Source organism: Pseudoclavibacter endophyticus, assembly GCF_008831085.1.
GTDB lineage: Bacteria > Actinomycetota > Actinomycetes > Actinomycetales > Microbacteriaceae > Pseudoclavibacter > Pseudoclavibacter endophyticus.
In genome coordinates this window covers 2,057,750-2,081,943 of the sequence record NZ_WBJY01000001.1, presented here as the reverse complement: position 1 = coordinate 2,081,943, position 24,194 = coordinate 2,057,750, and the positions used below count along the sequence as shown (strand labels likewise).

Sequence of the window (24,194 nt, the reverse complement as noted above, 5' to 3'; positions counted from 1 at the left end):
GGAGTCCCGCATCCCAAAGACTAAACAGCGTTCAGCGAAGAACACCTCGGTTCGTGAGGACCGCCTTCAACCCGATGACGAGTGAGGAAACACACCATGCGATCGCGACGAACTCTGGGCGTCCTTGCGGCTCTCGCCGCTGCGTCCCTGGCCTTGACCGCATGCGGTGGAGGAGCCGCGACTGACACCGACGACGGCGGCGCTCCCGCGTCCGCCCCGCTCCTCCGGCTCGGGTCGATGCTCGAGCTCCAGAGCTGGGATCCGGCGCAGGCCAACGAGGGCCACTTCTCGCCGCTGTACCAGTCGGTGTACGACACGCTGCTCAAGCGCGAGCCCGACGGCTCTCTCGCCCCCATGCTCGCCGAGGACTGGGCCGTCAGTGACGACGACCTCGGCCTGACGCTCACGCTGCGCGAGGACGTCGTGTTCACCGACGGCGAGGTCTTCGACTCGGCAGCGGTGAAGGCGAACGTCGAGCACTTCCAGGCCGGGAACGGTCCGTTCGCCTCCTCCCTGGCAGCAGTCGAGTCGGTCGAGACTCCCGACGACTCGACGGTCGTCCTGCGTCTGTCCGAGCCCGACCCGTCCTTGCCGTTCGTGCTCTCCGAAGCGGGCGGCTACATGGCCAGCCCCGCCGCGCTGGACGATCCTGCCCTCGCAACGATGCCGGTCGGATCGGGGCCCTACACGCTGGACGCCACGAACACCGTCACAGGCTCGAAGATCACGATGGTCCGCAACCCCGACTACTGGGGCGACGATCTGCCGTACGACATGATCGAGTTCCACGTGATGACGGACGAGACCGCTCGACTGAACGCGTTGCGTTCGGGTCAGGTCGACGCCGCCGTGTTCAATCGCGCCGCAGCGGCCATCGAAGCCGAGGCCGCTGGTCTGCACTCCGAGCCATACACGAACAACTGGGTCGGGCTCCTGCTCTTCGACCGCGACGGAGCGATTCTCCCTGAGTTGGCGGACGCACGGGTGCGTGAGGCGCTCGCGCTGGCCGTCGACTCCGCCTCGATCCTCGAGGTTGTCGAACTGGGGAAGGGCGAGCCCACAAGCCAGACGTTCGGTCCCCTGTCCACCGGTTACTTCGAGGAGCTCGACTCCACGTACGAGTACGACCCCGAGCGTGCCGAGGAACTGCTCGCAGAAGCGGGTGCGCAGGATCTCGCGATCACGCTCCCGGTGTCGAGCGCGTTCGATCCCTCCATCTACGACGCCATCATCCAGAACTGGGAGGACATCGGAATCAGCGTCTCGCGGCACCAGTGGGGGCCCGGCGAGGCCATCCCGTCGATGCAGCAAGGCGACTTCCCGATCGCGCTGATGCGGCTCGGTCAGCGGGAGTCTTGGCGGCACATCCAGTTCCTCGTTGCGCCCGATGCCCCGTGGAACCCGATGCACTCCAGTACCCCGGAACTGGAGGAGCTGATCCGCACGGCGCAGTACGGCGACGAAGCGGAACGCGATCAGGCGGCGAAGGACATCAACCAGTACCTGGTCGATGAGGTGTGGTTCGTCCCGATGTTCCGCGTCGTCAACCACTTCTACTGGAACGACACCGTCAGCGTGGAGCAGCAGCTCGATCAGCCGGTGCCGTCGATCTACAACTACGCGCCCGCCGGCAACTGACCGGCATTGAGGGCGGGGCGCCGTCGCGCCCCGCCCTCCCGCGTGCACGCTCACGGCGTGCGAAGATCTTCCCAATGCGACGAGGCGATCTCGGAGGTGCTCGATGGCCCGCAAGCCCTACTCGCGCGGAATCGCGTCTCAGGAGCGCATCCTCGACACAGCTCTCGGCATCGTCGCGAAGAAGGGCTTCGGCTCGACGACCCTGAACGACGTTGCCATGGCGGTCGAGATGACGCCGGCCGGCCTCCTGCATCACTTCGGTTCGAAGGAGAACCTCTACGTCGAGATCCTCCGGCGCCGTGATGTCGTGGACTCGCAGCGGCTCGGGCCGAGCGGGCAGAGCGAGCTGCCGTCCACGCTGCTGCTCGCACGGCACAATCAGACGGTCCCGGGGCTCATCCACCTCTACGTCAACCTTGCGGCGGCATCGACCGATCCGAAGCACCCCGGTCATGAGTACTTCCGTGAGCGGTACTTCGTCATCCAGCGTCGAGTCGCCCGCGACATCGAGCTGCGCCAGGCCGACGGGCGCTTCGATCCCGCTGCCGATCCGGAGGAGATGGCGACGACGCTCATCGCGCTCCTCGACGGCCTGCAGGCCCGGTGGGACTTGGATCCCTCGTCGGTGGACATGTACGGCACGCTCGTCGCCTTCTGGAACCGGTTCGTGCCGGAATCGGCGCGCGTCCAGCCGAGCGCGGCAGCGACCGGTGCATCCGCGTGAACGATGCGGGTTGCGGGTGCGGCTGCGGTGCGCCTTCCCGTGCTGAGCTCGGCGGTGCGCTCAAGGGGAGCGGCGTTCAGGAAACCGCCGAGGGTCGTGGACGGCACCTGATCGAACAGTGCCTCGTGCCGAGAGGTGACTTCGTCATGGGCGATTCGTCCGGGGATCGCAACCACGCCGATGGCGAGGTGCCGCTGCACGAAGTCCGAATCAGCCGGTTCTCGATCGATGCGACGCCGGTGACCAACGCGGACTTCGAGCGCTTCGTGGCCGACACGGGCTACCGCACCGAGGCGGAGCTCTTCGGGTTCTCGGCCGTCTTCCACCTTGCCGTCCAGGCGGACGACGAAGACGTGATGGGGAAGGTGCCAGGGACGCCGTGGTGGCTCGGCGTCAGAGGGGCGGACTGGAGACGACCGGGCGGACCCCGCTCTGACCTGGATGAACTCGGCGAACATCCTGTCGTGCACGTCAGCTGGAACGATGCCGTCGCGTACTGCGCATGGGCGGGGAGGCGACTGCCGACGGAAGCGGAGTGGGAGTACGCGTCCCGCGGCGGGTTGGTCCGCAAGAAGTACCCGTGGGGAGACGAAGAGGTCGATGAGCACGGGTGGCGCGCCAACATCTGGCAGGGCGAGTTCCCCTCGCGCAATACGCTCGAGGACGGGTGGCTCACGACCGCGCCCGTCCGGTCGTTCGTGCCGAACGGTTACGGACTGTGGCAGACCGTCGGAAACGTGTGGGAGTGGTGCGCGGATCGGTTCGACCCGAACTATTACCGGCTGTCGCCGGATGTCGATCCGCCCGGCCCCTCGCGAGGGAGCGGGCGCGTGCTCCGCGGGGGCAGCTACCTCTGTCACAGCTCCTACTGCAACCGGTATCGGAATTCCGCGCGGTCGTCGAACACCCCCGACTCATCGATGGGGAACGCCGGTTTCCGGACGGTGGCGTCAGCGATCTGACGCCGGCTCGGCGTCGTCGAGCAGCGCTTCGATGCGTGACGAGACCCGCCAGAATCGCTTGCGCCTGCGGGGGACCGGCGGCCGTGCGCCGAAGCCGTCAGGGCAGGGCTGCACGACGGGGAGACCGTGAACACCGCATCGTGGTCGACGGTGCATGCCTCGCCCACGCCGCTCGCCTCGGCAATCAACTCGCGCGTGCGGATCCCTCATCGCGGCCACGTCGGTCGGCGAACGGCGCGAGGCCCTGGCGGAGCTCTTCGAGATCCTCCATGTCCACGCCGACCTCCTCGAGTACGCGTACAGGCACGCGAAACGCCTGCTGCCGAAGCTCACGGCCTTCCTGCGTGAGGGCGATCTCCAGCACACGCTCGTCGGCGGCTCGTCGCGAGCGGGTGACCAGGCTCTGAGTTTCGAGCCGTTTGACCAGCGGGGAGAGAGTGGCCGGCTCCATCGCCAACTCCTGTGCCAGCTCACCCAGCGATCGCGGCGACTGTTCCCACAGTGCGAGCATCACAAGATATTGCGGGTGCGTCAGCCCCAGGGGTTCCAAGATCGGCCGGTAGATGGCAACGATGTTGCGTGCCGCCCTGACAAGGGCGAAACACACCTGGTTCTCCAGTCGGAGCAGCTCGTCGGCGTCGGCGTCGGCGTCGGGTTCGGACGTCGGTGCGGTCATACCGAGAATTGTAGAGCGTGTCGATGTTTCGTACACTAAGGGTATGGCCACAAACTTCGGTTCAAGCAACCCGCGTCGACCTCTGCGCGAGCGCGTGAAGGAAGCCGGCGGCTGGTTTGCGTACATCGACGCCCACTTGATCAGGTGGGGTGGCCCAGCTGCTGTCGGTCCGTACGAGACCACGCCCGCGCCGAGCGCCGAGGAGCGAGCGAAGCGTGCCTGTCCCCTCTGTGGCCATCCGTTCAACCAGCACACCTTCGATCGCTCCGGCCCGAAGACGCATATGCACTGCCCAGCCGGGTCCGAGCACTCCTGACGCAAACGGTTGACGTCTCCAAGTCGCGTGAGTTCGTTCGCGAGACGTGCGCAGTGCTTCCATATCTCGAGTCAGGGGCGTCAGGGTGGGGATGTTCGGAGTGCACTTCGGGGCAGCTGGCACGCGTCGATGGCTTCGCCTCATGGCACGGGAACGGCGCAGAGAGATCCGCGGAACGTGGGAAGTGGCCCACCGGTCTGGGTGGGCCACCTCCGGGACGTCTCGTTGCCGGCGTTGAAGCGCTGGCGGCGGTGGCGGGAGTTTTCGAGTTGGTCGAGGGCCGCGATCGCGAAGTCGGGAGTGGTGATGCTCGAGCCCGGGGAAGTCCGGAAGATCTTTCAGCTGGACGCCGTGGCGATGTCCTGAAAGGCAGCGAGGTCCGCGAGATCGGCCAGTTCGCAGGTCTTCACGATGCTGAGCTACGCCCGGATCATGGTGAGAAACCTCGATCGCCCCAGCGAGCGTGCCCGGCTCAGCCCAGCGCGTCCCGCAGCGCAGGCTCCAGGTCGGGGTGGCGGAAGGTGAAGCCGGCCTCCGTGAGGACCTGGGGGAGGACCCAGCGGCTCTTGAGGATCAGCTCGGTCTCGGTGCGCATCGCCCACGCCCCGATTTCCAGAGCCCAGCGCGGCAGGGGCGGGCCGAAGGGCATGCCGACGATGCGGCGAATCGTGCGCATCAGGCGGGCGTTGTCCTCCGGGTTCGGCGCGGCGACGTTGACGGGGCCCGAGACCTCGGGATGTTCCGCCAGGAAGTCGATGGCGCGGGCGGCGTCGTCGATGTGAATCCAGCTGAACTTCTGAGTCCCGTGACGGGAACCCGGTCGTGCGCCGTGCCGGCCCGATCCGGCCGGCCACCAGCCATCGTGCTGCGCGCCGCCGAGGCCAACGCGGGCGAGCGAGCGAAGTGGTCCCAGCACGCCGCCCGGGCCCAGCACGATCGCGCTGCGGAACGCGACGCGACGCGTGCGCGGCAGCTGCGGGGAGAAAAGCTCCCGCTCCCACGCCCGGGCCACCTCGACGGAGAAGCCCTGGCCCAGCTCGCCGTCGGCCTCGGTCATCGGCCGGTCCATCGCGTGGCGGTAGATCGTCGCCGTCGAGGCGTTGACCCAGAGCGGGGGAGGAGAGGCAGCCGCGGCGATCGCCTCGGCCAGCGCCCTCGTCGTCTCCAGGCGGGAGCGGAAGATCTCGGCGCGATTGTCGGGGGTGTAGCGGCAGTTCACGCTCTTGCCGGCAAGGCCGACAACGAGAGCTGCGCCGTCCACGGCCGCGGCGATGCCGTCGCGGTCGGCCCAGGCGAGATCGGCCTCGGGCCCCGTGCGACGGGAGATCGTGACAACCTCACGTCCCGCCTCCCGGTACCGGCGCTGCAGGTACCGGCCCATGAAGCCGGTCGAGCCGCCGATCACGACACGCCCGTGCGATGCCTCAGTCACGATCCTCCTCGATGCGGTAGTCGAATCCGCCCGTGTACTCGTACACGCACCCGAGCAGCGGCAGGGTGATCCGCAGGTCGACGCGCTGTCGCGCCGTCGCCTCGTCGAACCGCTCGGTGAGGGTGACGCGCGGGGAGAGCGCCGGGGGCAGGGTGAGGCGAAAGCGCCCGATGCGGATGCCGGCGCTGCGGCTCGTCAGCCGCAGCGCACCCTCCTCCACCGAGACGTCGAAGCTCGCCGCAACGGTCTCGGGCAGGCCGATCACGTCCACGATGCGACTGGGGCCGACGAACGACACGGCATCGACCATGGTCCAGCTGCGATCGCCGAGCAGCAGCGTGCGCTCGGCGCGGGCACGCCCGTCCCGGATGGTGTTGCGCACCGCGAAGGGGACATCGGCGGCCGCGCCGGCGAAGACCACGTGGCGGCGCTGCAAGGGAATGAGAAGGAACCGCATCCAGCGGTATCGCGCGCCGATCCGGTCGAACACGCCCTCGCCGATGCCGACGTGGCCGTCCGGCACGCCGTCGAAGTAGCGGCGCAGCGTCGGATGCAGCAGCGTCATTCGGTCGCCGATCGCCCGCGCATAGGGCGAGCGAGCGTGCGAGACCATGGCGCCGAGCGTAGCGCGGCGGCCGCGAGGCGGTCCGCCACACCAGTACGGCACGCGCGCCCGCTCCGAGCCGTTCGTGCGATGAAGGTTCCTGCAAACCCGGCAGGATGCCTTTACTCCCAGGCGCGTCCCGTGCGGATGATGGTGGTGCGTCGCGGCGTCGGGGATCATGGAGGAATGGTTCGTGAACGTGGCCGGCGGATGATCGACACGCTGCGCCGGGCAATCCACACGGATGCCTCTGAGCGCACTCCGACAGGCGTGCTTACCGTTATCGACGACGCGATGGCCGTGGGCATCATGGACTTGGCGATGCGCGTCGCCGAAGTCATGCTCTCGGCCGGCGCATCAGCGAAGGAGGTCGTGCTCGCCGTCCTGCGCATCGCGCGCGCCTACGGGCTCGAGAATGTGCACGTCGACGTGACCTACAACTCGGTCACAGTATCGGACCACCGGCACGGCGATGACTGGCCCATCACGCTCATGCGGGTCGTGCGCTTGGCTGTGCCCGACCACTCGAAGCTGCAGGCGCTGCAGGCGCTCGTGCGCGACGTCGAAGCGGGGCTCGAGCTGGGGGAGGCGCGTACGCAGTTTCACCGCATCCGGCGCACCCCGGCTCGGTACCGCCCGCTCGTGGTCGTGCTGTCGCAGGCGCTGCTCGCGGTCGGCGTCGGCATGATGTTCGGCGCCTCGTGGCTCATCCTCGCCGTCACGTTTTTCGCGGCGCTCGCCGTCGCCCTCACGCAGCTCGGCCTCGCTCGGCTGCAAGTGCCCCTGTTCTTCAGCCAGATCGCCGGCGCCTTCGTGCTGACGGCCGTGACCGTGACGACGGCCATGCTCGCCCGCGCGGGCATCGAACCGTTCGTCGACGTGCGCGCATCTATCGTCGTCTCCTCCGGCATCGTGCTCATGCTCGCCGGTCTCGCGGTCGTCGGCGCCGCACAAGACGCGATCGACGGTTTCTCGCTCACCGCTGGTGGGCGCATCCTGGATCTCACGGTGCAGACGCTCGGCGTGGTACTGGGCATCCTCGTCGGCCTCGAACTTGCCCGAATGTTCGGCGTGGGTATGGACCCCCCGAGCGAGTCGCTGCCGTTCGGGCCGCTGCCCGCCCAGTTCGCGGGCGCCGTGCTCGTGGCCATCGCCGTTGCCGTGACCAACGGCGCCGGATTCGGGGTCGTCGTCGTGAGCGCCCTGCTCGGTACCGTCGCGTGGGCGGGGTTCGCGGCCGCGAGCGCCACGGGTCTCGAACAGGCGCCCGCGAGCTTCGTCGGCGCGCTCATCGCCAGCGTCATCGGCGCCCTGATGGCGCACCGCCTGCACGTGCCATCTGTGGCCGTGACGACCGCGGCCATCCTGCCGCTCGTGCCCGGCGCCGCCGTCTTCCGAGGCCTGCTCGGGGTCATCGAGTCGGGCGGCGATATCGCGCAGTCCCTCGATGCGGCCTCGTCGCTCATCACCGCCGGCATGGTGGGCATCGCACTCGCCGCGGGCGCAACCCTCGGCCTCTTCGTCGGCTCGCCCCTGGGCCGCACCATCGACGGGCTGCGCGTCGGCCGATCTTCCGCGGCGGGCGCGAATCTGGGGGGCCGGATGCCATTCGCGCCCCGTCGAGGCAAGGGGCGGGATGCGTCGCCACCACGTTGAGTCGATGTCGCTCGCCGCGCGGCCGTCACTGACGTTGCACGCGCACGGGTCCCGGTCCCCGTGCTTGGAGGGCGTCGTCGGGATTGAGCAGCAGGCAGGCTCGCATGGAGAGGCACCCGCAGCCGATGCATCCGGTGAGCTCTCGCTCAAGCGACTCGATTTGTCGCCGACGTTCTTCGAGCTGGCGCTTCCACGCGCGGGAGACGCGTTGCCAATCCTCGTGCGTTGGTGCGTGCTCGGTGGGCAGGCGGCTGAAGACTCGCGCGACATCGGCGAGGGGTATGCCGAGTCGTTTGGCGACAAGAATCAGCGAAATGCGGCGGAGCATGTGCCGAGGATATGCGCGTTGATTCGATGACGTTCGCACGCTCGAGATCAGGCCCTTGCGCTCATAGAAGTGCAACGCGGAGGCCGACACCCCGGTTCGTCGCGTGACGTCGCCGATGGTCAGCGTCTCTGACGGGTCGGGGCGGCCGGCCGGGGGTATGCCGACCTCATCGTGGGTGTGGTGCATGACGGTCTACTTTTTCCGGGATGGAGCGCTGAGGTGACAAAAGGAGGAGGGCGACGGCGACGGATAAGAGAAGGCAGACGGCACCGATACCGAGTTGCGTGAAATGCCACGAAACCGTGAATGCATCGACCTCAATACCGTAGTCGTGGCCGTTGATGGAACTGAGATCGCCTGCGGCGACCCGGGCTGCACGATCGGAGTCACCGAGCCGGATGGTGAGGAATGCGAGGAGCATTGCACTGAACACGGCGATCACCAGCGCTTCGGCGGCGCCGCGGAGCGTATTGAGGAATCCCGCGGCGGTGCCGACGAGGCGCGCAGGGACAAGGGACATCGCCTGGCCATCGGTGATGCCGAATGATGCGCCCATGCCGATCCCGATCAGCAGCAGCGGGACGGTGACGAGCGCGGTGGTGTGCTCGGGCCCAAGCAGCAGCAAACCGAAGTTGCCGGCCACGACCAGAACGAGCGCCGTCAGAATCAGTCGTCGCGCCGAGACGCCGCGATTGACCAGGGTGACGGCGAGCACCGGGGCGACGAGTACCGGCGCGGTCAACAGCAGCATCGTCAGGCCCGCCGCCGCGGGCGTGCTCCCCGCAACAGCCTGCAAGTAGGTAGGCAGGAACACCAGCGCACCGAGAAAGCCGATCGAGGTCGTCAACGTCGCTAAGCACCAGCCCATGAAGCCGCGTTCACGCACAAGTTCGGGGGCGAGCACGGGAGCCGCACTCCGGAGCTGCGCGATCACGAAGGAAATGAACGCCAACCCGCCGATGGCGAACGCGCTCACGGTCATCGGGTGGGCCCAGCCGACGTCCGGGCCTTCGAGAAGGGCGAGCATGAACGCGCTCAGCGTCGCGACGAACAGCGAACTCCCGATCCAGTCGGTCCGAATGCGGTCGGCGCGCGATTCTTGCAGGCGACTCGCCCCGCAGGCAATGAGTGCGCCGAGGACGGCGAACGTGACGAAGCTGCCGCGCCAGCCCGCGAGAGAGATCAGGCCGCCGACCAACGTCGGGCCTATGGCGATGCCGACGCCGGCCATCGTTCCCATGAACGCGAAGGCCCGGTTCCGTGCAGCCCCTGCGTAACTTGACGCCAGAATGGCGCCGCCTGCGGCCATCACTCCGGCGCCGCCGATACCGGAGATGATTCGCGCGATATCCAGAACCAGAATCGATGGAGCCAACGCCGTCGCCGAGAATCCCGCGGAGAACACGACCGCGGCAACGATAAATATCCGACGTCGGCCGACGCGGTCTGATGCTGCGCCCGCGACCAGGGTCATCGCGGCGAACGAGAGGTTGTATCCGGCTACGACCCAGTTCAATGCCGAACCCGAAGCGGAAAGGTCCTGGCCGATGCTCGGCAGTGCGATCGCGGTTCCGGAGATGGACATCGCTACGAGCGCGACGCCGACAAGGACGACTGGCAGCGTGAGTCGCGAAGGCCGGCGAGCCGCGCCTTCGCGTGACGCCCGCGCGGCGGTGCTGGTGGGTCGAGATTCCATGTGAACGCCCCTTCGGTCGTGGCCTTCTCGCATCGACCTCGCCACTTCAGCACTTCAACTTCGGTTGAGGTCAAGCCCCGAAAGCCGCCCCGGTGGACTGCGGAGGCCTGGGCTCGAGTCGAGGACTGCTCACGGCCTCTGAGCGGCGTGCTCGGTCAGGAACCGTGTGGGCAGTCGACTGACGTCGTCCGCCGCCGTTCGCTGCGGGAAGTGGCCTGCACCGTCGAGGACGGTCCGCTCGTAAACACCGGAGAAGTACTCCTCACGGCCCGACGAGGTCTGAGGGGAGTTGCATGGCGCACGTCTCGCGCGTTCTTCGCACCGCCCGGTGCAGCGCATCCCACTGGCATATTGAGCCGAGTGCGCTCAACCTTACGGAATGCGATCGAGTCGGGTCGCGTTTCTTGACGGTGAACGCGTGCGGCGGGCGCGGCGCACGTCCACGCGAACGAAGGAGAGTGACAAGAAGGGAGACCTGTGATGCGCCGTTCGTACAACGGACTCAAGACGGCGGTGCTGCTCGGCCTGTTGACCGCGCTGATCCTCGTGGCCGGATACGGCATCGGCGGGAGCAGCGGGCTGATCGTGGCGACGGTGCTGTCGCTGGTGATGAACGGCATCGCCTATTTCGCCTCAGACCGGATCGCGCTGCGCGCCATGGCTGCCCAGCCGGTCAGCCCGTGGCAGGCACCGCAACTGCACGCGATGGTGCGCGAGCTGGCCGCCGAGGCGGGGCAGCCCATGCCCCGGCTCTACGTGAGTCGCCTGGCGCAGCCGAATGCGTTCGCGACCGGCCGCGACCCCGAGCACGCCGCGGTCTGCGTGACCGAGGGCCTCCTGCGCATGCTGAGCCCGCGGGAGCTGCGCGCCGTGCTTGCCCACGAGTTGTCCCACGTCGGTAACCGGGACATCCTGATCTCCAGCGTGGCAGCCGCGCTGGCCGGCATCGTCACCTCGCTGGCCAATCTCGCCCTGTTCCTGCCCCTGGGCTCGGACGACGAGGATGCGCCCAACCCGCTGGCGACCCTGCTCATGCTCGTTCTCGGTCCGGTCGCCGCGGGCCTGATCCAGCTGGCGATCAGCCGCAGCCGCGAGTACCAGGCCGACGCAGATGGTGCCCACCTCTCGGGCGACCCGCTCGCCCTCGCCAGCGCCCTGGAGAAGATCGAGTATGGTACGCGGTCGATGCCCGTGGCCGCCGACGGGTCGTTGGCCGCGCAAGCCCATCTGATGATCGCCAACCCGCTGGCCGGTGGCGGCATGGCCGCCATGTTCCGCACGCATCCGCCCACCGCCGACCGTGTCCGGCGGCTGCGCGAGCTCGCCGGCCACCGCGCAGGCCGAACGGTCACGGATCGACCAATGCGCACATTCGACCTCATGCGCTGACGATCCCAGGCGGTGTCGGCCCCGCGATTCTGGTTGCCGTCGAACTCGAGGGCGGCCAGGAACGCGGTCCGGTGACGGATGCCGTCCGTGGGTCGGAGCGGAGCGCGAATGCACGTCACGGGCGGAGGACGCCCGCGATGATGTCGTCGACGGCGCGTTCGGCGATCGCGCGTGCCTCGTCGCGGGGGAGATGCCGCAGCGGCCCATGGATGGCCAGCTCGGCCAAGCCGTGCACGGTCGACCAGCACGACCACTCCGCCCCTTTTCGTCGCTTCGAGTCGATCACGCCGGCCGCCGCAAGGTCGTCGAGCGCCTCGTGCAAGAGCGTCAGCGGCGGCGGCATCCGGCCATCGGGGCGTTCGACGTCGCCCGGCGCGAAGAACGCGAGCCGGAACCATCCGGGTTCTTCGAGCGCGAAGCCGACGTAACCGAGCCCGACGCCACGGAGCCGCGCGACCGACCGAGCGGCAGGGCTCTCCACGTGGTCGGTCGCCGCCTGCTTGCGCATACCCTGGGCCATCCGGTCTTGGACTTCGGCGGCGACGGCGGCGATGAGGGCTTGGTGATTGGCGAAGTGCCGGTAGGCCGCGTTCGGGGAGACCCCGACCCACCGGGCGACCTCCCGCAGTCGCAGCGCGTCCGGCCCCCCGGTGCGGGTGAGCTCCAAGCCTGTCGCGATCAGCGAGGCCCGCAGATCACCGTGGTGATACCTGCTCCGCGGTTCCTGCATGGATTCTCCTAGATCTTGACCTGGGCCCGGGGTCACCCTAGCGTCAATGTGTACGCCGTGAACATTGCGATTCCGCGAGTCGACGGACTGACGGGCCGTTGCCAATTGCCGCGATGAAGGGAGGCCACCGTGAGCTTCAGGCGCAAGCTGATTGTGACCGAGAACGTCACTCTCGACGGGTCGATCGAGATGCTCGAGCCCTGGTTCTCGGCCGAGGCTGAGAACGACGAGGACGACCTCATCGAGGAGATGACCCGGCAAGACGCCACCAACGACGCCGTGCTCTTCGGCCGGAAAACGTTCGAGGACATGCGCGGCTATTGGCCGCACCAGACCGAGGACCGCACCGGCGTCACTGAGACCCTGAACAGGGTGACCAAGTACGTCGTGAGTTCGACCCTGGACGATCCAGACTGGGAGCGTTCGGTGGTGCTCACCGGCGATCCGGTCGAGGAGGTGCGCAACCTCAAGGGGACGGATGGACAGGACATCGTCTGCACCGGCAGCATCAGCCTCGTGCACGCACTCATCCCGTCTGGGCTGGTCGACGAGTACCGACTCTTCGTTTATCCCTCGGTGCAGGGACGTGGCCGGCGGCTCTTCCCCGACGGCTACGTCGTCCCCCGGCTGGAGCTGCTGGAGACCAAGCCGTTCCGTTCGGGTGTCGTCCTCACCCGCTACCGGCCGCTCTGACGAAGGAGAACTCCATGATTCACCGAGTGCTCGCCCAATGCACCGTTACCGACCTCGACCGCGCCGAGCGGTGGTACTCGATCCTGTTCGAGCGCGAACCCGATTCGCGTCCCATGCCGGGCCTGATCGAGTGGCACCTCGGTGATTCCGCCGGCATGCAGGTCTGGTCCGAACCCGACCGGGCCGGGCGCTCGAGCGTCGTGCTCGGTGAAACCGATCTCGATGCCGCTGCCGTACGAGCGACTGCTGCCGGCGCCGATCACGACGGACCGCAGCCCGGCGGCGGGGCGCGTATTCTGCCGCTCACCGATCCTGACGGCAATCGGGTGGTCTTCATCGGATCCTGATCGTCCCATGGGACCGGTCGTCATCGAGGCGTGACGGGAAGCCCCGGCGGTGCCGCAGCCGTGACATGTTGGACCGACTGTTCTAAAATCAGTCCATGTGTTCTGATGCCACCGAGAGGCGAGCCCCTTCGAAGGCTCCAACGGCAGGGCGTTCCTTCATCGAGACGGCTCGCCGCCGCCAGCTGATCGACGCGGCGGTCGCGACCGTGAATGAGATCGGCTACCACCGCGCGTCGCTCGCGGAGATCGCGAAGCGGGCGAACATCGCGAAGAGCGCGGTGGTCTACTACTTCGCCTCGAAAGAGGCGCTCCTGCTCGAGCTCGTCGAGACGGTCTTCGCCGCCCTTGGGGAGGCCGTCCTCACCTCCGTCGACGGCGTCGAGAGCCCCGCGGCGCGCCTCCGGGCGTACGCCGAGGCGTACCTCGCGCACGTCGACGCCGACCGGCACGCGATCGTCGCCGCCGTGGAGATCGTGATCTCGCACCGCACCGCCGACGGGACACCCCTCTACCTCATCGAAGACGACCAGGACACCGCCCTGCTCCGCAGCATCCTGGCCGCGGGAATGGAGGACGGCACGTTCCGCACGATGCCGATTGGGGTCGCGACCGGGCTGGCGGAGAGCGTGCTCGATCGCGCGATCACCCTCGTGCAGCGCGCCCCGCAATCCGACCTCGGCGAGCTCCGCGCGCACGCGCTGCCGTTCCTCTTCCGAGCCCTGGGGGTGGCTCATGTCTGAGCCCGTGCGCGGCATCGGGTACGACGCCGGCGTGATCTATGAGAAGAGCTTCGACAGCAACCCCGGCTTCACCGAGGAGCACGCGCGTCGCGACTTCCAGGCCATTCGCGCAGAGCTCGGTTGCGATGCCGTGCTGATCATGGCCAGCCACGCTGAGCGCCTCGACGTCGCGGCCCGCCTCGCGGCCGAGGAAGGGCTCGCGGTCTGGCTGCAGCCACGCCCGTTCGACCGGCCAATCGGGGAGCTGCGCGAAGCCGTCCGGGCCGCCGCCGCCAGTGCCGAGCGGCTTCGCGCCGAGGGTGCAACGAGCGGACTCGTGGTCGGTTGCGAGCTCACACTGTCGGCGTCGGGCCTGCTCCCCGGCCCGACCTTCTGGACGAGGGGAATGCTCCTGCCGGTGACGTTCCCGTTGATACCCCTCGCGAATCGGAGGCTTCGGCGTCTGCTCGGTGAACTCGTCGGCGACGCGCGCGAACGCTTCGGCGGACCGATCTCCTACGGTGCCGGCGAGTGGGAGCGCCCCGACTGGTCGATCTTCGACGTCGTCGGCGCCGACCGCTATCGGGATGCTCGAAACGCGTGGCGGTTCGAGGACGACATCCACGCCATCGTCGAGGGAGCGCACGCGCACGGCAAGCCCGCATACATCTTCGAGTTCGGCTCGTGTACCTATCGGGGCGCCGCCGACAAGGCCTCGATGGCGGCCGGCGTGCTTGGCGGGCGCACGGAGCTGGTCGTGCCCCGGAGGCTGGTCCGCGACGAGCAGGAACAGGCCGACTACCTGACTGAGCTTCTCGACACATTCGATCGTGCGGGGGTCGACGGAACCTTCGTCTGGGGCTTCAGCGAGCCCGCACTCACCACCTCCCGGGAACCGGGCCGCGACCTCGACCTCGCGAGCTACGGCATCGTCGCGGCGCACGCCGACGGCACCTGGACCCCCAAACGCGCCTACCGGGCGATCGCCGAGCGATATGGAGGAAGCACGCCGTGACTCCCTCGCCCACGCCGCTGCCTCAGCGCCTCGCCTCCACGGCGTGGCGGATCGCCCTTGCCGTGCTTCCGCTCGGCGCAGCCCTCGCGATCATGGTGTTGCTCATGCCCGCCACGAGTGACCCCTCGGATCCGATCACCCTGGCGGGCAGGATCGCCGTGGGCGTCGGGATCAGCGCTGTGTCGCTGTTCGTGATCGCGCTGCTGATTCGAAAGGCCGATGGCAAGCGGATGCGCGACGCCGGGGTGACGAGCATCCGCACCGGCTGGCGCCTCGTGCTGTGGGGCGCCCTCGTCTGGACGGTTCCCGCCGGCGCCGCGTTCGGGGTCTTCGCACTCCTCGGCGCCCCGCTGACCGTGACCGCTGAGACCGCCGAGGTGGCACAGACCGTCCTGCTGCTCCTCCTCGCCGTGCTGCTCACGGAAGCGCTCCCCGAAGAGGCCGTGTTCCGCGGTTACGTCACCACGGCATTGGGCGCCGTCGCCCGCGGATGGTGGGTCATCGTCATCCAAGCGCTCCTCTTCACGCTCGTCGCCGGGGCGCTCCGGCAGAACTGGAACCCGGTCGACCTCTCGCTCTTCCTCTCGATGGGAATCGGGTTCGGCTACCTCCGCATGACCACGGGATCGGTGTGGATGCCCGTCGGGTTCCACGCCGCCTTCCAAACCGGGTCGCAACTCGTCCTCACCCATGAGGTCGTCCACTTCACCGGCGGCACGGGAGCCGCAATGCTCGCCCTCGGCGTCATCCCGTTCACCGCTGCCGCCATCCTCGTCTCCACCACCGGAACCCCACGCATCGTGACCCCGGCACTGCCCGCCGCGCGCTGAACCGCGCGCTGCGGTGGCGTAAGATGCCTGACGTGATTTTGCGAGCGCCCGTTACGGGCAGTCAGGGGGTCATCGACGCGCGCTGCGTCGGTGAGTGACCGCGACGACAGCGGGGACTGGGCCGAGACCGCCCGGCTCCCTGCGCTTCTCCGCACCCTCATTCGCGTCGCCTGACGGGATTGAACGGCGGTGCGGGCATCCCTCTCGCTCACCCCATTCGCAAAGGAACCACCATGCTGTCCCTCGATGACGCCCGCATCCGGGCGTCGTTCGCCAACGTCTCCGTGCGCGAACGAAAGAACATCGTCCTCCCCGACCCGTCGACGATCGACTGGGAACACGTCGACTACCTCGGCTGGCGCGACCCAAGGCTGCCGCTCGTCGGCTACGTTGTCGCCGTTGTCGACGACGAACCCGTCGGCCTCGTGCTGCGCCAGACCGAGTCGTCGCCCCGCAGGCGGACCCTCTGCTCGTGGTGCAACGACGTGACGCTGCCGAACGACGTGGTGCTGTTCAGCGCACGCCGAGGCGGCGCGGCCGGTCGTCGCGGCGACAGCAAGGGCACGTACATCTGTCAGCGCTTCGAGTGCAACGACAACGTGCGCAAGCTGCCGCCGGCGGCCTACGCCGGTTTCGACCGTGAAGCCGCGCGCCAGGAACGCATTGCGTCCCTCCGCGAGCGGGTCGCGACGTTCATCGCCTCGGTCGCGCGCGACTGAACGCGCGCGCCGCGTCACTATTCTGTAATCCGCACGACCGGCGTGCGGGGAAGAAGTTGAGCATGGACAACGCGTCGCCAGGTTCGCAGGGAGCCGCCACCGGCGGGTCGCCCACAGTGCTCCAACCGTCGCCGGCGCCGCCGAACCGAGACGGCATCCGCGCCCGCGTCGACGCCTTCGTCGAGAGCGACGTGGTGCAGCGCGTGATCGTCGGGGTCATCCTCGCCAATGCGGCCATCCTCGGCCTGCAGACCACCAGTTGGGGTGATGGCCTTGGCCACACGCTGCTGGCCGTGCTCGACACGTCGTGCCTCGTCGTGTTCGTGGTCGAGATCGTGCTGAAGCTCTTCGGCAAGGGCGGACGATTCTTCCGTTCGGGCTGGAACGTGTTCGATTTCATCATCGTCGCGATCGCGCTCATCCCCGACGCCGGCGGGATCGCCGTACTCCGTACCCTGCGTGTGCTGCGCCTCATCTCGCTCGTCAAACGGCTGCGCTTCGTCATCGAGGCGCTCGCGGGTGCCATCCCCGGGCTCGCCTCGATCGGCACGCTGCTCGTGCTCATCTTCTACGTGGGTGCCGTCATGGCCACGTCGCTCTTCGGGCAGTCGTTCCCCGAGTGGTTCGGCAACGTGGGCGCCTCGGCCTACAGCCTCTTCCAGATCATGACGCTCGAGAGCTGGTCGATGGGCATCGTGCGGCCCGTCATGGAGATCTACCCGCTCGCGTGGGCGTTCTTCGTGCCGTTCATCGTGCTGTCCGCCTTCACGGTCCTCAACCTTTTCGTCGCCGTCATCGTCGACTCGATGCAGCATCTGCGCGAGAACCCCGAGGCGTGGCCGGATGAGCCCGAGGGCGAGAAGGCGTCGGTCGAGTCCCACGACGAGATCCGGGAGCTGCGGGGTCAGGTCGACGCCCTACAGACGGATCTCTCCGAGGCGCTCGCCCTGCTGCGTGAGCAGAAGGGTCCGCCGGAGCGGTCGTGACGGTGCCGCCGTGGCCTGAGGTGCGGAGGCGTCCCTCCCGCGGCCGCGGATAGGCCGGGGCGCGACGCATAGAGTTGCCCCATGGCTCACGTCGCCCCGTTCGCGGTGCTCGCCGACTCGACCCGGTCCCGAATCGCCCGCCTGCTGCTGGATGCGCCCGGCGGCCGGGCCTCGGTGACGGCGCTCGCCGACGCGCTCGGGCTCCGGCAGCCGACGGTGAGCCACCACCTCGCCCGGCTGCGCGAGGCCGGGCTCGTCCTCCCCGAGAAGGAGGGGCGGCGCGTCTGGTACTCGCTCGTCGCCGACGAGCGCGATCGCATCGCCGGGCTCGTGGCGGCGACAACCGCCCAGGCCGGCACGGGTGCCGCGGCAGGCAACGTCGCGCGCGGAACGGTGCCGTTCGATCGGGACCGCGCGGTCGAACGGCTGTGCGAGCGCTTCCGCGGCGTGCACTCGCGCGAGACCGTCGCCGCGCTCCTCGACGAGAGCCTCCAACTGCTCGAGCGTCGCGCGGGAGACGGTGCCGGGGGGCCGCTCGGGCCCAGGGCCGTGGTCTTCGCGGCCTCCCGGCTCGAATCGATCGCGCGCACGAGCGGCGCGTCGGCGGCGCGCACCGGCATGGGGACTCCCGGGCGCGCTTCGGTCTCAATGCTCTTCGTCTGCGTGCGCAACGCAGGGCGCTCGCAGCTTGCGGCCGGGATCATGCGGCAGCTTGCCGGCGACCGGGTGATCGTGCAGTCGGCCGGCTCCGAGCCGGCGCCCGAGCTGTCGGCCGGGGTCGTCCGCGCACTCGCCGAGATCGGGGTTCCTGTCGGTGACGAGTTTCCGAAGCCGTTGACGGACGAGGCGGTGCGAGCCGCCGACGTGATCGTCACCATGGGCTGCGGCGATGCATGCCCGGTGTACCCGGGGCGCCGATATCTCGACTGGGACCTGCCGGACCCGCATGAACTCCCGCTCGAGGATGTGCGTGGCATTCGCGACGAGGTCGAAGCGCGCGTTCGTGCGCTGCTGTTCGAGGTCATGGGTGGCGTGGATGCGGGTGGCGCGGCGGGTGCCGGGGTCGCAGGTGCCGAGGAGCCGGCGTCGTAAAACTCGACACGCCGACTTCGCCGAAGCATAGATGTGTGTCTATGCTTTCTGTATGACCACTTCGCGTGACGAGACTGACCGGACCCAAGCATCCGCTGACGCCGCCGCCGGCGACGCCACTGACGCGACGACAGCCTCCGCGAGCCCCGCCGTGCCGACAGTGCTGTTCGTGTGCGTGCACAACGCGGGCCGATCGCAGATGGCGGCGGGTTGGCTGCAGTCGCTCGCTGGTGACCGCGTCGAAGTGATGTCCGCCGGATCGGCACCGAAAGAACAGGTCAACCCGGTCGCCGTCGAGGCGATGGCGGAGGTCGGTGTCGATATCGCCGGCAATGCGCCCAAGGTGCTCACGGTCGACGCCGTTCGCGAGTCCGACGTGGTGATCACGATGGGCTGCGGCGACGCCTGCCCGATCTTCCCCGGCAAGCGTTACGAGGACTGGGATCTCCAAGACCCGTCCGGGCAGGGCATCGACACCGTCCGGATCATCCGTGACGAGATCCGCGGGCGCGTCGAGCAGCTGCTCGACGAGATCGCGCCGGTCGAGGCCGACGCCGGCGTCGGCAGGGACTGACTGAGCTCAGCAGGGCTCAGCGCATGAGAAGGGACACCGTCCATGACCAGTCTGCTTGATCCCCAGCGAGTCCTTGAGCGCGCAGCCGAGCGCCTCACCGCACGCTTCGACGGCATCGTGGCCGCCGAGACGGTCGAACGAGTCGTCTTCGAGTCGTATGCGAGCCTCATGCGTACCGCGCGAATCACCGATCACGTGCCCGCGCTCGCGGAGAAGTTCGCAAAGGACCGCCTGACCGCCCTCGCGACGTCCAAGGGGCTCGTGGCCAAGCCGCACCCGGAAGTGCTCTTCCTCTGCGTCGGCAATTCCGGCCGGTCGCAGATGGCTGCGGCGATGATGCGTCTCATTGCGGGGGAGCGGATCGTCGTTCGCTCCGCCGGGTCGCAACCCGGCGAAGAGATTCTTCCGCACGTGCAGGAAGCGCTGAGCGAGATCGGCGCGGATGTCAGCCACGAGTTTCCGAAGCCGCTCACCGATGACGTCGTGCGGGCATCCGACGTCGTGATCACGATGGGATGCGGCGACGCCTGCCCCGTCTACCCGGGAAAGCGCTACGAAGACTGGCCGATCGCCGACCCCGCCGAGCTCGATCTCGGGGGTGTGCGCGACGTGCGCGCGGAGCTGCGGCACCGGGTCGAGCGCCTTGCGGCGGAGCTTGCTCCGGCGTAGATGGTCGCCGCCGGGTCGATCGGCGGGCCCGTGCCCGTGGTGGCGTCGGCCACGGGGGAGGCGCAGCACGCCCAGTTCTACGCGACGTAGACTGGGCGCGCGCGATTGCGGTGCTCCGCCTGAGCCCCAGAACGCGATCGCGAGCGCGAGGGAGGCACGTGCGTGAGCGGACAGGATGCTGTGACGCAGGAGGTCGCCGATGGCACGGCCGGGAGCGGTGACATCGACGCCGCGGCCGCCGATGCGATCACGCCGTCGGCACGCATCGCGGCGGGACCGTCTTCGCCTCAGCGGCAGCCCCGGAGCGACTCGCCGGCCGACCGATTCATGCGGCGCCTCCTGCGGATACCCGAGATCGCGCCCTCCAAGCGCCATGACGACGCGGCCCACGGGGCGTTTCGCACCTCGTTGATCGTTTCGGGCGTCCGGTGCATCGTCATGTATCTGTTCGTGCCGATCATCGTGCCGATCGCTGGCCTCGCCGAGTGGTTCGCGGCACCGATCGGCATCGCGCTGTGCCTCGTGGCCTTCGTCACCGGGGTCTACAGCGTGCGGCGGTTCTGGATCTCCGACCACCGCTCCCGCTGGATGTACACGGGGTTCATTGCGTTCGTCTTCGCGGTGCTCGCCGTCTCGCTCGTCTCCGACATCGCTCGCCTGGGGAGCGCCCTGTGACCGGCGTCGCCGGCCGCGACGCGCCGGGATCTGCCGACCGCGGTGACGTGGCTGCCGCCGGCAATGCAGCAGCCACCGAGCGCGATCTGGCCGATCTGCGCGCGGCCGAGGTCGCCCGCGAGCTCGAGGAGGCCCCCGAGAATCTGCCGCCGAAGGCGTGGATCACGCTCGGCATCTTCGCGCTGTTCGTGGTCGGTGCGGGCGGCTGCATGGTCAATCTGTTCTTGCGGTAGCAAGCGCTGCCTGCGGTAGCAAGCGCTGCCTGCGGTAGCGGCAGCGAGCGTCCGGCCACCGTGCCGCCCCCGCGTTGGTTCGGGTTCCCTTAGCGGTAGAACCCCTCCCGAAGATTGATGCCGTGCTCGAGCCACGCCTTGAGTGCGGCGAACATGCCCGTCCACCCCATGCAGTTGTCGAAGGCGTTGCGCGATCCGTCGGCCGAGACCTCCCAAGCGGCCTCGCTGATCGTGACGAGGGTTCGGGCGCCATCGTCGACCGGCGCGAACTCGAACGTCGTCGTCGTGACGGAACGACCGGCAGCCGCGGCCTTGGCGTCCCACTCGATGACGAGCCGATCCGGAGGCGTCGCTTCGACGACGGTGACGGGGAACCGGCCCGGGAAGTCGTCAAAATCCCACGTGACGTCGGCGCCGGGCTCGAGGCGTCCGCGAGCGCCGCCCGTCGTGAAGTACTTCGAGAGCTGGTCGGGGTCGGCGACCGCCTCGTAGACCTCTGCGGGAGGGCGGGAGACGTGACCGGACACGGTGAAGGAGAGTTCGGCGAGATCGTTCTGCTCAGACATCATGTGATATTTTTATCACATGAATGTCAAGGCCGCTACGCAGATGAGTGACACGGATGACGTGGCGGATGCCGATGACGCGGTGTTCAAAGCGCTCTCCTCATCGACCAGGCGGCGCATGCTCGACGTGCTCAAACCGGGAACGCTGACGACGGGGGAGCTCTGCGCCGCGTTCCCCGGGCTCGAGCGCACGACTGTGCTGCAGCACCTCCGCGTGCTCGAGCGGGCGGAGCTCGTGATCGGCCGCAAGGTCGGCCGCGAGCGGCACCTGACGCTCGCACCGATGCCCATCAAGCGCATCCACGACCGGTGGATCGGGGAGTACGCCCGGGCTGCGGTGGAACTGCTCGACGACCTCGGTGCCTCATAGCCGGGTCGCGCCGGTATCCGGCACCGCGCGCGCCATCGGCTCCCGAGCGACCGTCGAGCCACCTCCACAGTTGCCACCGCGGTGCGCTGGTACGTTGCTGCTTCGAACTCTCGGTGCACGGGCACCGGATGCCTCGCATCGGGAACGGACGGCAATGGCGTTTGATGTCGCTGCGGCCCAGGCGGCCGTCAATGCGCGCGACTACGACCGTGCGCTCGCCCGCTGCGACGACGCGGAATCGCGGGCGGCGTCGGGCGGGACGCCCCTTTCGCCGCCCGAGCGCGCCTCGGTCCACGGCATCCGGGCGCAGGTGCACCACCATCGCGAGCGGTACGCCGAGGCCGCGGCCGAGCGAGAACGCCAGCTCGAACTGCTCATCGCGAGCGAGGCGTCCCCAGCGCGCGTGGCCGACATCCGCGCTTCGGTTGCATGGGCCCGGTTCAAGTGCGGCGACGCCGAGGCGGCGGCCGCGGCCGCCGGCATTGCCTACATCGAGCGCGAGGTCGAGCTCGGGCGCGACGACCCGAAGACGCTGAGCACCCTGAGCGTCTGGATCTACAGCCTCAATCGCCTCGAGCGGTACGACGAGATGGTTGACCTGGCCGAGGAGCTCTATCAGCGCAGAGTAGCGACGATGCCGGCCGACTCGGCCGAGGTCGTCGACGCCGCGAAGTGGCTCGCGTACGCGCGGGCGAAGGCCGGTGACGCCTGACGCGCGGTCGTGGCCGCGACCGACCTGCGCTACGACCCCTTGATGAGCCGCATCGTCTGGTGTGACAGCAGGCGGCGCACGGCCGGGAGGCGTGAGAGCGTGTCGAGCGTGAGGCGCTCGTAGTCCTCAGTGTCGACCACCTGCACGCGAAGGTAGTAGTCGGGCTGTCCGAGCATGCGCCGTGCCTCGATGATCTCCGGCACCGCGATGACCGCCGCCTCGAACGCCTCGATGGTCTCACGATCGTTGCGCGACAGATCGACGTCGACGATGACCTCGAATCCGCGCCCCGCGAGCCGCTCGTCGACGCGGGCGTGATAACCGCGGATCACGCCGTCCCGCTCGAGGCGCTGCACGCGTCGCAGGCACGGGGCCGCCGTGAGGCCGACCCGGCGCGCGAGTTCCGTGTTGCTCAGCCGGGCGTCGTTCGCGAGTTCAGCAAGAATTTCACGGTCGAGCGCATCTAGCGTTCGTTCGTTGCGCATATCGTCACGATAGCAGTGCGAGAGCGCAATCCCCGCGGGCATCGACCTCTCTATTCTTGCGTCATGACCGATTCCACCGGACCGCAGGCCGTCGTGAACGCTCCGGATGCTCCGACGGGAGCATCCGCTCATGCCACCGGCGCACCGGGGGGCGTCTGGCGCGAGGTCGGGGCCGGCATCCGCGTCGTGCTGCCCGCCTGCGTCGGCGTGATTCCGCTCGGACTGGCGTTCGGCGTGCTCGTGGTCCACACGGGGTTCGACTGGTGGTGGGGGCCGGTCACGGCCGCCTTCGTCTTCGCCGGTTCGCTCGAGTTCCTGCTGATCGGGCTGATCGCGGCGACCGCGCCGCTCGCGCAGATCGCCGTCACGGCGGCGATGGTGAACTTCCGCCACGCCTTCTATGCCCTGACCTTCCCGCTCCATCGCGTGCGGGGCGCGGGCTGGAAGGCCTACAGCACCTTCGCGCTCACCGACGAGGCCTACGCGCTCACCGCGACTCCCGACGCGGCCGGATGGTCGCGCGCGAAGATCCTCGGCATCCAAGCCGGGTTCCATGTTGGCTGGGTCGGCACGGTCGCGGCCGGCGGCCTCGTCGGCACCGTCATTCCCGACTGGATCATCGGCCTTGACTTCGCCGTTACCGCCCTGTTCACGGTGCTGGCGATCGAAGCGTTCAAGGTCCGCCGCTCGCTGCCCCTGCCGGTGCTCGCGCTCATGTGCGCCGTCGTGGCGGCGCTGATCTCACGAGAGAACATGCTCATGATCGGCCTGGCGATGTTCACCGCGGCGCTCGTGGTGTCGTACGTCGTCGGAAAGGCGCGGCGGTCGCGGACGGGCGCGCCCGTTGATGCGGCCGGAGGCCCCGGCGAGGCCGGCGGGCCCGACCGCGGGGAGGATGCTCGTGCCTGAGCTCGGCCCCTCGACGTGGTACATCGTCGCGAGCATCGCCGTCGCGGCGTCGATCACGTGGACGATGCGGGCGGCGCCGTTCGCCATCCTGCGCACCATGCGCAACGGCCAGCTGCTCGCCTACCTCGGCGAGCGCATGCCCGTCGGCGTCATGGTGATCCTCGCGGCGTACACGGTGCGCGACATCGAGCTGGCGGCCGGGCCCTCGGCCGTTCCGGCCGTCGTCGGCCTGGCCGCGACGATCGGGTTGCACCTGTGGCGCGGCAACATGACCCTGAGTATGTTCGGCGGCACGGCCCTCTACGTGGCGCTCGCGTCGGCCCTGGCCGGCATCGGCTGAGCGCGCCGGGCGTCTCGCGCGGTCCCCGTTCGCCGTGACTCACCACGGTTGAGATTCACTGACCGGTTACCTCGGTCGGGCAGTTTGGCGTATCGTTATTCCTTGCTCA

General features: G+C 68.7%; 29 protein-coding genes. 21 read left to right on the top strand and 8 right to left on the bottom strand.

The annotated features are described in order from the left end of the window. The first annotated feature begins 237 nt into the window (after nucleotides 1-237). The 3 genes from F8O04_RS09355 to F8O04_RS09345 all read left to right on the top strand — a co-directional run bounded on the left by F8O04_RS09355 (nucleotide 238) and on the right by F8O04_RS09345 (nucleotide 3,324). On the top strand, nucleotides 238-1,638 hold the full coding sequence (locus tag F8O04_RS09355) for an ABC transporter substrate-binding protein (protein WP_188726189.1): 1,401 nt from the start codon (nucleotides 238-240) through the stop codon (nucleotides 1,636-1,638). A gap of 103 nt (nucleotides 1,639-1,741) precedes the next feature. Continuing rightward, complete coding sequence (locus F8O04_RS09350; RefSeq protein WP_158028951.1) at nucleotides 1,742-2,362, top strand: TetR/AcrR family transcriptional regulator; 621 nt, start codon at nucleotides 1,742-1,744, stop codon at nucleotides 2,360-2,362. Beyond that, on the top strand, nucleotides 2,353-3,324 hold the full coding sequence (locus F8O04_RS09345) for a formylglycine-generating enzyme family protein (protein WP_444544320.1): 972 nt from the start codon (nucleotides 2,353-2,355) through the stop codon (nucleotides 3,322-3,324). Before F8O04_RS09350 ends, F8O04_RS09345 begins: the two co-directional genes overlap by 10 nt. Nucleotides 3,325-3,508: 184 nt before the next feature. Here the strand turns inward: F8O04_RS09345 and F8O04_RS09340 are convergent, their stop codons facing one another. The 3 genes from F8O04_RS09340 to F8O04_RS09325 form a co-directional block, all read right to left on the bottom strand. Continuing rightward, nucleotides 3,509-4,000 carry a MarR family winged helix-turn-helix transcriptional regulator gene (locus F8O04_RS09340; protein WP_158028949.1) on the bottom strand — a complete coding sequence of 164 codons (492 nt, stop codon included), beginning with the start codon at nucleotides 3,998-4,000 and terminating at the stop codon, nucleotides 3,509-3,511. Nucleotides 4,001-4,788: 788 nt separating this feature from the next. Further along, nucleotides 4,789-5,748, bottom strand: a complete 960-nt coding sequence (locus tag F8O04_RS09330; RefSeq protein WP_225734944.1) for a TIGR01777 family oxidoreductase — start codon at nucleotides 5,746-5,748, stop codon at nucleotides 4,789-4,791. Then, a complete protein-coding gene (locus F8O04_RS09325) occupies nucleotides 5,741-6,361 on the bottom strand; it encodes a DUF4166 domain-containing protein (protein ID WP_158028947.1) in 621 nt (206 codons plus the stop codon). The genes F8O04_RS09330 and F8O04_RS09325 overlap by 8 nt, the downstream gene beginning before the upstream one ends. Nucleotides 6,362-6,538: 177 nt before the next feature. Between F8O04_RS09325 and F8O04_RS09320 the strand changes: the two genes are divergently transcribed. Next, nucleotides 6,539-8,008, top strand: coding sequence for a threonine/serine exporter family protein (locus tag F8O04_RS09320; RefSeq protein ID WP_158028946.1), 1,470 nt, complete (start codon nucleotides 6,539-6,541; stop codon nucleotides 8,006-8,008). A 25-nt stretch (nucleotides 8,009-8,033) separates the two neighbouring features. Here the strand turns inward: F8O04_RS09320 and soxR are convergent, their stop codons facing one another. Continuing rightward, nucleotides 8,034-8,522 (bottom strand): redox-sensitive transcriptional activator SoxR, encoded by a 489-nt coding sequence (gene soxR / locus F8O04_RS09315; RefSeq protein WP_158028945.1) that lies wholly within the window; start codon nucleotides 8,520-8,522, stop codon nucleotides 8,034-8,036. Further along, nucleotides 8,503-10,032 (bottom strand): MFS transporter, encoded by a 1,530-nt coding sequence (locus F8O04_RS09310; protein ID WP_158028944.1) that lies wholly within the window; start codon nucleotides 10,030-10,032, stop codon nucleotides 8,503-8,505. The genes soxR and F8O04_RS09310 overlap by 20 nt, the downstream gene beginning before the upstream one ends. A 480-nt stretch (nucleotides 10,033-10,512) precedes the next feature. On the opposite strand from F8O04_RS09310, the gene F8O04_RS09300 reads away from it, so the two are divergent. Next, nucleotides 10,513-11,421, top strand: a complete 909-nt coding sequence (locus F8O04_RS09300) for a M48 family metalloprotease (RefSeq protein ID WP_158028943.1) — start codon at nucleotides 10,513-10,515, stop codon at nucleotides 11,419-11,421. A 115-nt stretch (nucleotides 11,422-11,536) separates the two neighbouring features. On the opposite strand, the gene F8O04_RS09295 is transcribed toward F8O04_RS09300, so the two are convergent. Continuing rightward, nucleotides 11,537-12,151 carry a TetR/AcrR family transcriptional regulator gene (locus F8O04_RS09295; RefSeq protein WP_158028942.1) on the bottom strand — a complete coding sequence of 205 codons (615 nt, stop codon included), beginning with the start codon at nucleotides 12,149-12,151 and terminating at the stop codon, nucleotides 11,537-11,539. 129 nt (nucleotides 12,152-12,280) lie between these two features. Between F8O04_RS09295 and F8O04_RS09290 the strand changes: the two genes are divergently transcribed. From F8O04_RS09290 to F8O04_RS09235, 12 genes are all read left to right on the top strand, one after another. Beyond that, nucleotides 12,281-12,844 carry a dihydrofolate reductase family protein gene (locus F8O04_RS09290; RefSeq protein WP_158028941.1) on the top strand — a complete coding sequence of 188 codons (564 nt, stop codon included), beginning with the start codon at nucleotides 12,281-12,283 and terminating at the stop codon, nucleotides 12,842-12,844. Nucleotides 12,845-12,858: 14 nt separating this feature from the next. After that, entirely contained in the window at nucleotides 12,859-13,191 is a 333-nt protein-coding gene (locus tag F8O04_RS09285) for a VOC family protein (protein ID WP_158028940.1), read from the top strand. Nucleotides 13,192-13,286: 95 nt separating this feature from the next. Next, nucleotides 13,287-13,931, top strand: a complete 645-nt coding sequence (locus F8O04_RS09280; RefSeq protein ID WP_158028939.1) for a TetR/AcrR family transcriptional regulator — start codon at nucleotides 13,287-13,289, stop codon at nucleotides 13,929-13,931. Next, entirely contained in the window at nucleotides 13,924-14,925 is a 1,002-nt protein-coding gene (locus tag F8O04_RS09275; RefSeq protein ID WP_158028938.1) for a hypothetical protein, read from the top strand. Before F8O04_RS09280 ends, F8O04_RS09275 begins: the two co-directional genes overlap by 8 nt. Continuing rightward, a complete protein-coding gene (locus tag F8O04_RS09270; protein WP_158028937.1) occupies nucleotides 14,922-15,755 on the top strand; it encodes a CPBP family intramembrane glutamic endopeptidase in 834 nt (277 codons plus the stop codon). The genes F8O04_RS09275 and F8O04_RS09270 overlap by 4 nt, the downstream gene beginning before the upstream one ends. 233 nt (nucleotides 15,756-15,988) lie before the next feature. After that, complete coding sequence (locus F8O04_RS09265) at nucleotides 15,989-16,474, top strand: FBP domain-containing protein (RefSeq protein ID WP_158028936.1); 486 nt, start codon at nucleotides 15,989-15,991, stop codon at nucleotides 16,472-16,474. Between the two features lie 62 nt (nucleotides 16,475-16,536). Then, nucleotides 16,537-17,460 carry an ion transporter gene (locus F8O04_RS09260; RefSeq protein WP_158028935.1) on the top strand — a complete coding sequence of 308 codons (924 nt, stop codon included), beginning with the start codon at nucleotides 16,537-16,539 and terminating at the stop codon, nucleotides 17,458-17,460. 81 nt (nucleotides 17,461-17,541) lie between these two features. After that, nucleotides 17,542-18,552, top strand: a complete 1,011-nt coding sequence (locus F8O04_RS09255) for a metalloregulator ArsR/SmtB family transcription factor (protein ID WP_158028934.1) — start codon at nucleotides 17,542-17,544, stop codon at nucleotides 18,550-18,552. A 52-nt stretch (nucleotides 18,553-18,604) separates the two neighbouring features. Further along, entirely contained in the window at nucleotides 18,605-19,126 is a 522-nt protein-coding gene (locus tag F8O04_RS09250) for an arsenate reductase ArsC (protein WP_158028933.1), read from the top strand. A gap of 42 nt (nucleotides 19,127-19,168) precedes the next feature. Then, on the top strand, nucleotides 19,169-19,795 hold the full coding sequence (locus F8O04_RS09245) for an arsenate-mycothiol transferase ArsC (protein ID WP_158028932.1): 627 nt from the start codon (nucleotides 19,169-19,171) through the stop codon (nucleotides 19,793-19,795). A gap of 162 nt (nucleotides 19,796-19,957) precedes the next feature. Beyond that, complete coding sequence (locus tag F8O04_RS09240; RefSeq protein WP_225734943.1) at nucleotides 19,958-20,470, top strand: hypothetical protein; 513 nt, start codon at nucleotides 19,958-19,960, stop codon at nucleotides 20,468-20,470. Beyond that, nucleotides 20,467-20,703 carry a hypothetical protein gene (locus F8O04_RS09235; RefSeq protein WP_158028931.1) on the top strand — a complete coding sequence of 79 codons (237 nt, stop codon included), beginning with the start codon at nucleotides 20,467-20,469 and terminating at the stop codon, nucleotides 20,701-20,703. The genes F8O04_RS09240 and F8O04_RS09235 overlap by 4 nt, the downstream gene beginning before the upstream one ends. Nucleotides 20,704-20,792: 89 nt before the next feature. Here the strand turns inward: F8O04_RS09235 and F8O04_RS09230 are convergent, their stop codons facing one another. Continuing rightward, nucleotides 20,793-21,269 carry an SRPBCC domain-containing protein gene (locus tag F8O04_RS09230; protein ID WP_158029187.1) on the bottom strand — a complete coding sequence of 159 codons (477 nt, stop codon included), beginning with the start codon at nucleotides 21,267-21,269 and terminating at the stop codon, nucleotides 20,793-20,795. A 43-nt stretch (nucleotides 21,270-21,312) separates the two neighbouring features. On the opposite strand from F8O04_RS09230, the gene F8O04_RS09225 reads away from it, so the two are divergent. Further along, on the top strand, nucleotides 21,313-21,639 hold the full coding sequence (locus F8O04_RS09225; RefSeq protein WP_158028930.1) for an ArsR/SmtB family transcription factor: 327 nt from the start codon (nucleotides 21,313-21,315) through the stop codon (nucleotides 21,637-21,639). A gap of 154 nt (nucleotides 21,640-21,793) precedes the next feature. Beyond that, entirely contained in the window at nucleotides 21,794-22,351 is a 558-nt protein-coding gene (locus F8O04_RS09220) for a hypothetical protein (protein ID WP_158028929.1), read from the top strand. A gap of 29 nt (nucleotides 22,352-22,380) precedes the next feature. On the opposite strand, the gene F8O04_RS09215 is transcribed toward F8O04_RS09220, so the two are convergent. After that, nucleotides 22,381-22,836, bottom strand: a complete 456-nt coding sequence (locus F8O04_RS09215) for an Lrp/AsnC family transcriptional regulator (RefSeq protein ID WP_158028928.1) — start codon at nucleotides 22,834-22,836, stop codon at nucleotides 22,381-22,383. Nucleotides 22,837-22,899: 63 nt separating this feature from the next. Here F8O04_RS09215 and F8O04_RS09210 point away from each other — a divergent pair, with 63 nt between their 5' ends. Beyond that, nucleotides 22,900-23,745, top strand: coding sequence for an AzlC family ABC transporter permease (locus tag F8O04_RS09210; RefSeq protein WP_158028927.1), 846 nt, complete (start codon nucleotides 22,900-22,902; stop codon nucleotides 23,743-23,745). Then, entirely contained in the window at nucleotides 23,738-24,085 is a 348-nt protein-coding gene (locus F8O04_RS09205) for a branched-chain amino acid transporter permease (protein WP_225734942.1), read from the top strand. The genes F8O04_RS09210 and F8O04_RS09205 overlap by 8 nt, the downstream gene beginning before the upstream one ends. The last annotated feature ends 109 nt before the right edge of the window (nucleotides 24,086-24,194 follow it).

Coding starts and splice junctions, on each gene's coding strand:
- F8O04_RS09355 (WP_188726189.1), top strand. CDS start 238: ATGCTCGAGCTCCAGAGCTGGGATCCGGCGCAGGCCAACGAGGGCCAC.
- F8O04_RS09350 (WP_158028951.1), top strand. CDS start 1,742: ATGGCCCGCAAGCCCTACTCGCGCGGAATCGCGTCTCAGGAGCGCATC.
- F8O04_RS09340 (WP_158028949.1), bottom strand. CDS start 4,000: ATGACCGCACCGACGTCCGAACCCGACGCCGACGCCGACGCCGACGAG.
- F8O04_RS09325 (WP_158028947.1), bottom strand. CDS start 6,361: ATGGTCTCGCACGCTCGCTCGCCCTATGCGCGGGCGATCGGCGACCGA.
- F8O04_RS09320 (WP_158028946.1), top strand. CDS start 6,539: ATGGTTCGTGAACGTGGCCGGCGGATGATCGACACGCTGCGCCGGGCA.
- soxR (WP_158028945.1), bottom strand. CDS start 8,522: ATGCACCACACCCACGATGAGGTCGGCATACCCCCGGCCGGCCGCCCC.
- F8O04_RS09310 (WP_158028944.1), bottom strand. CDS start 10,032: ATGGAATCTCGACCCACCAGCACCGCCGCGCGGGCGTCACGCGAAGGC.
- F8O04_RS09300 (WP_158028943.1), top strand. CDS start 10,513: ATGCGCCGTTCGTACAACGGACTCAAGACGGCGGTGCTGCTCGGCCTG.
- F8O04_RS09295 (WP_158028942.1), bottom strand. CDS start 12,151: ATGCAGGAACCGCGGAGCAGGTATCACCACGGTGATCTGCGGGCCTCG.
- F8O04_RS09285 (WP_158028940.1), top strand. CDS start 12,859: ATGATTCACCGAGTGCTCGCCCAATGCACCGTTACCGACCTCGACCGC.
- F8O04_RS09280 (WP_158028939.1), top strand. CDS start 13,287: ATGTGTTCTGATGCCACCGAGAGGCGAGCCCCTTCGAAGGCTCCAACG.
- F8O04_RS09275 (WP_158028938.1), top strand. CDS start 13,924: ATGTCTGAGCCCGTGCGCGGCATCGGGTACGACGCCGGCGTGATCTAT.
- F8O04_RS09265 (WP_158028936.1), top strand. CDS start 15,989: ATGCTGTCCCTCGATGACGCCCGCATCCGGGCGTCGTTCGCCAACGTC.
- F8O04_RS09260 (WP_158028935.1), top strand. CDS start 16,537: ATGGACAACGCGTCGCCAGGTTCGCAGGGAGCCGCCACCGGCGGGTCG.
- F8O04_RS09255 (WP_158028934.1), top strand. CDS start 17,542: ATGGCTCACGTCGCCCCGTTCGCGGTGCTCGCCGACTCGACCCGGTCC.
- F8O04_RS09250 (WP_158028933.1), top strand. CDS start 18,605: ATGACCACTTCGCGTGACGAGACTGACCGGACCCAAGCATCCGCTGAC.
- F8O04_RS09245 (WP_158028932.1), top strand. CDS start 19,169: ATGACCAGTCTGCTTGATCCCCAGCGAGTCCTTGAGCGCGCAGCCGAG.
- F8O04_RS09230 (WP_158029187.1), bottom strand. CDS start 21,269: ATGTCTGAGCAGAACGATCTCGCCGAACTCTCCTTCACCGTGTCCGGT.
- F8O04_RS09225 (WP_158028930.1), top strand. CDS start 21,313: ATGAGTGACACGGATGACGTGGCGGATGCCGATGACGCGGTGTTCAAA.
- F8O04_RS09220 (WP_158028929.1), top strand. CDS start 21,794: ATGGCGTTTGATGTCGCTGCGGCCCAGGCGGCCGTCAATGCGCGCGAC.
- F8O04_RS09215 (WP_158028928.1), bottom strand. CDS start 22,836: ATGCGCAACGAACGAACGCTAGATGCGCTCGACCGTGAAATTCTTGCT.
- F8O04_RS09210 (WP_158028927.1), top strand. CDS start 22,900: ATGACCGATTCCACCGGACCGCAGGCCGTCGTGAACGCTCCGGATGCT.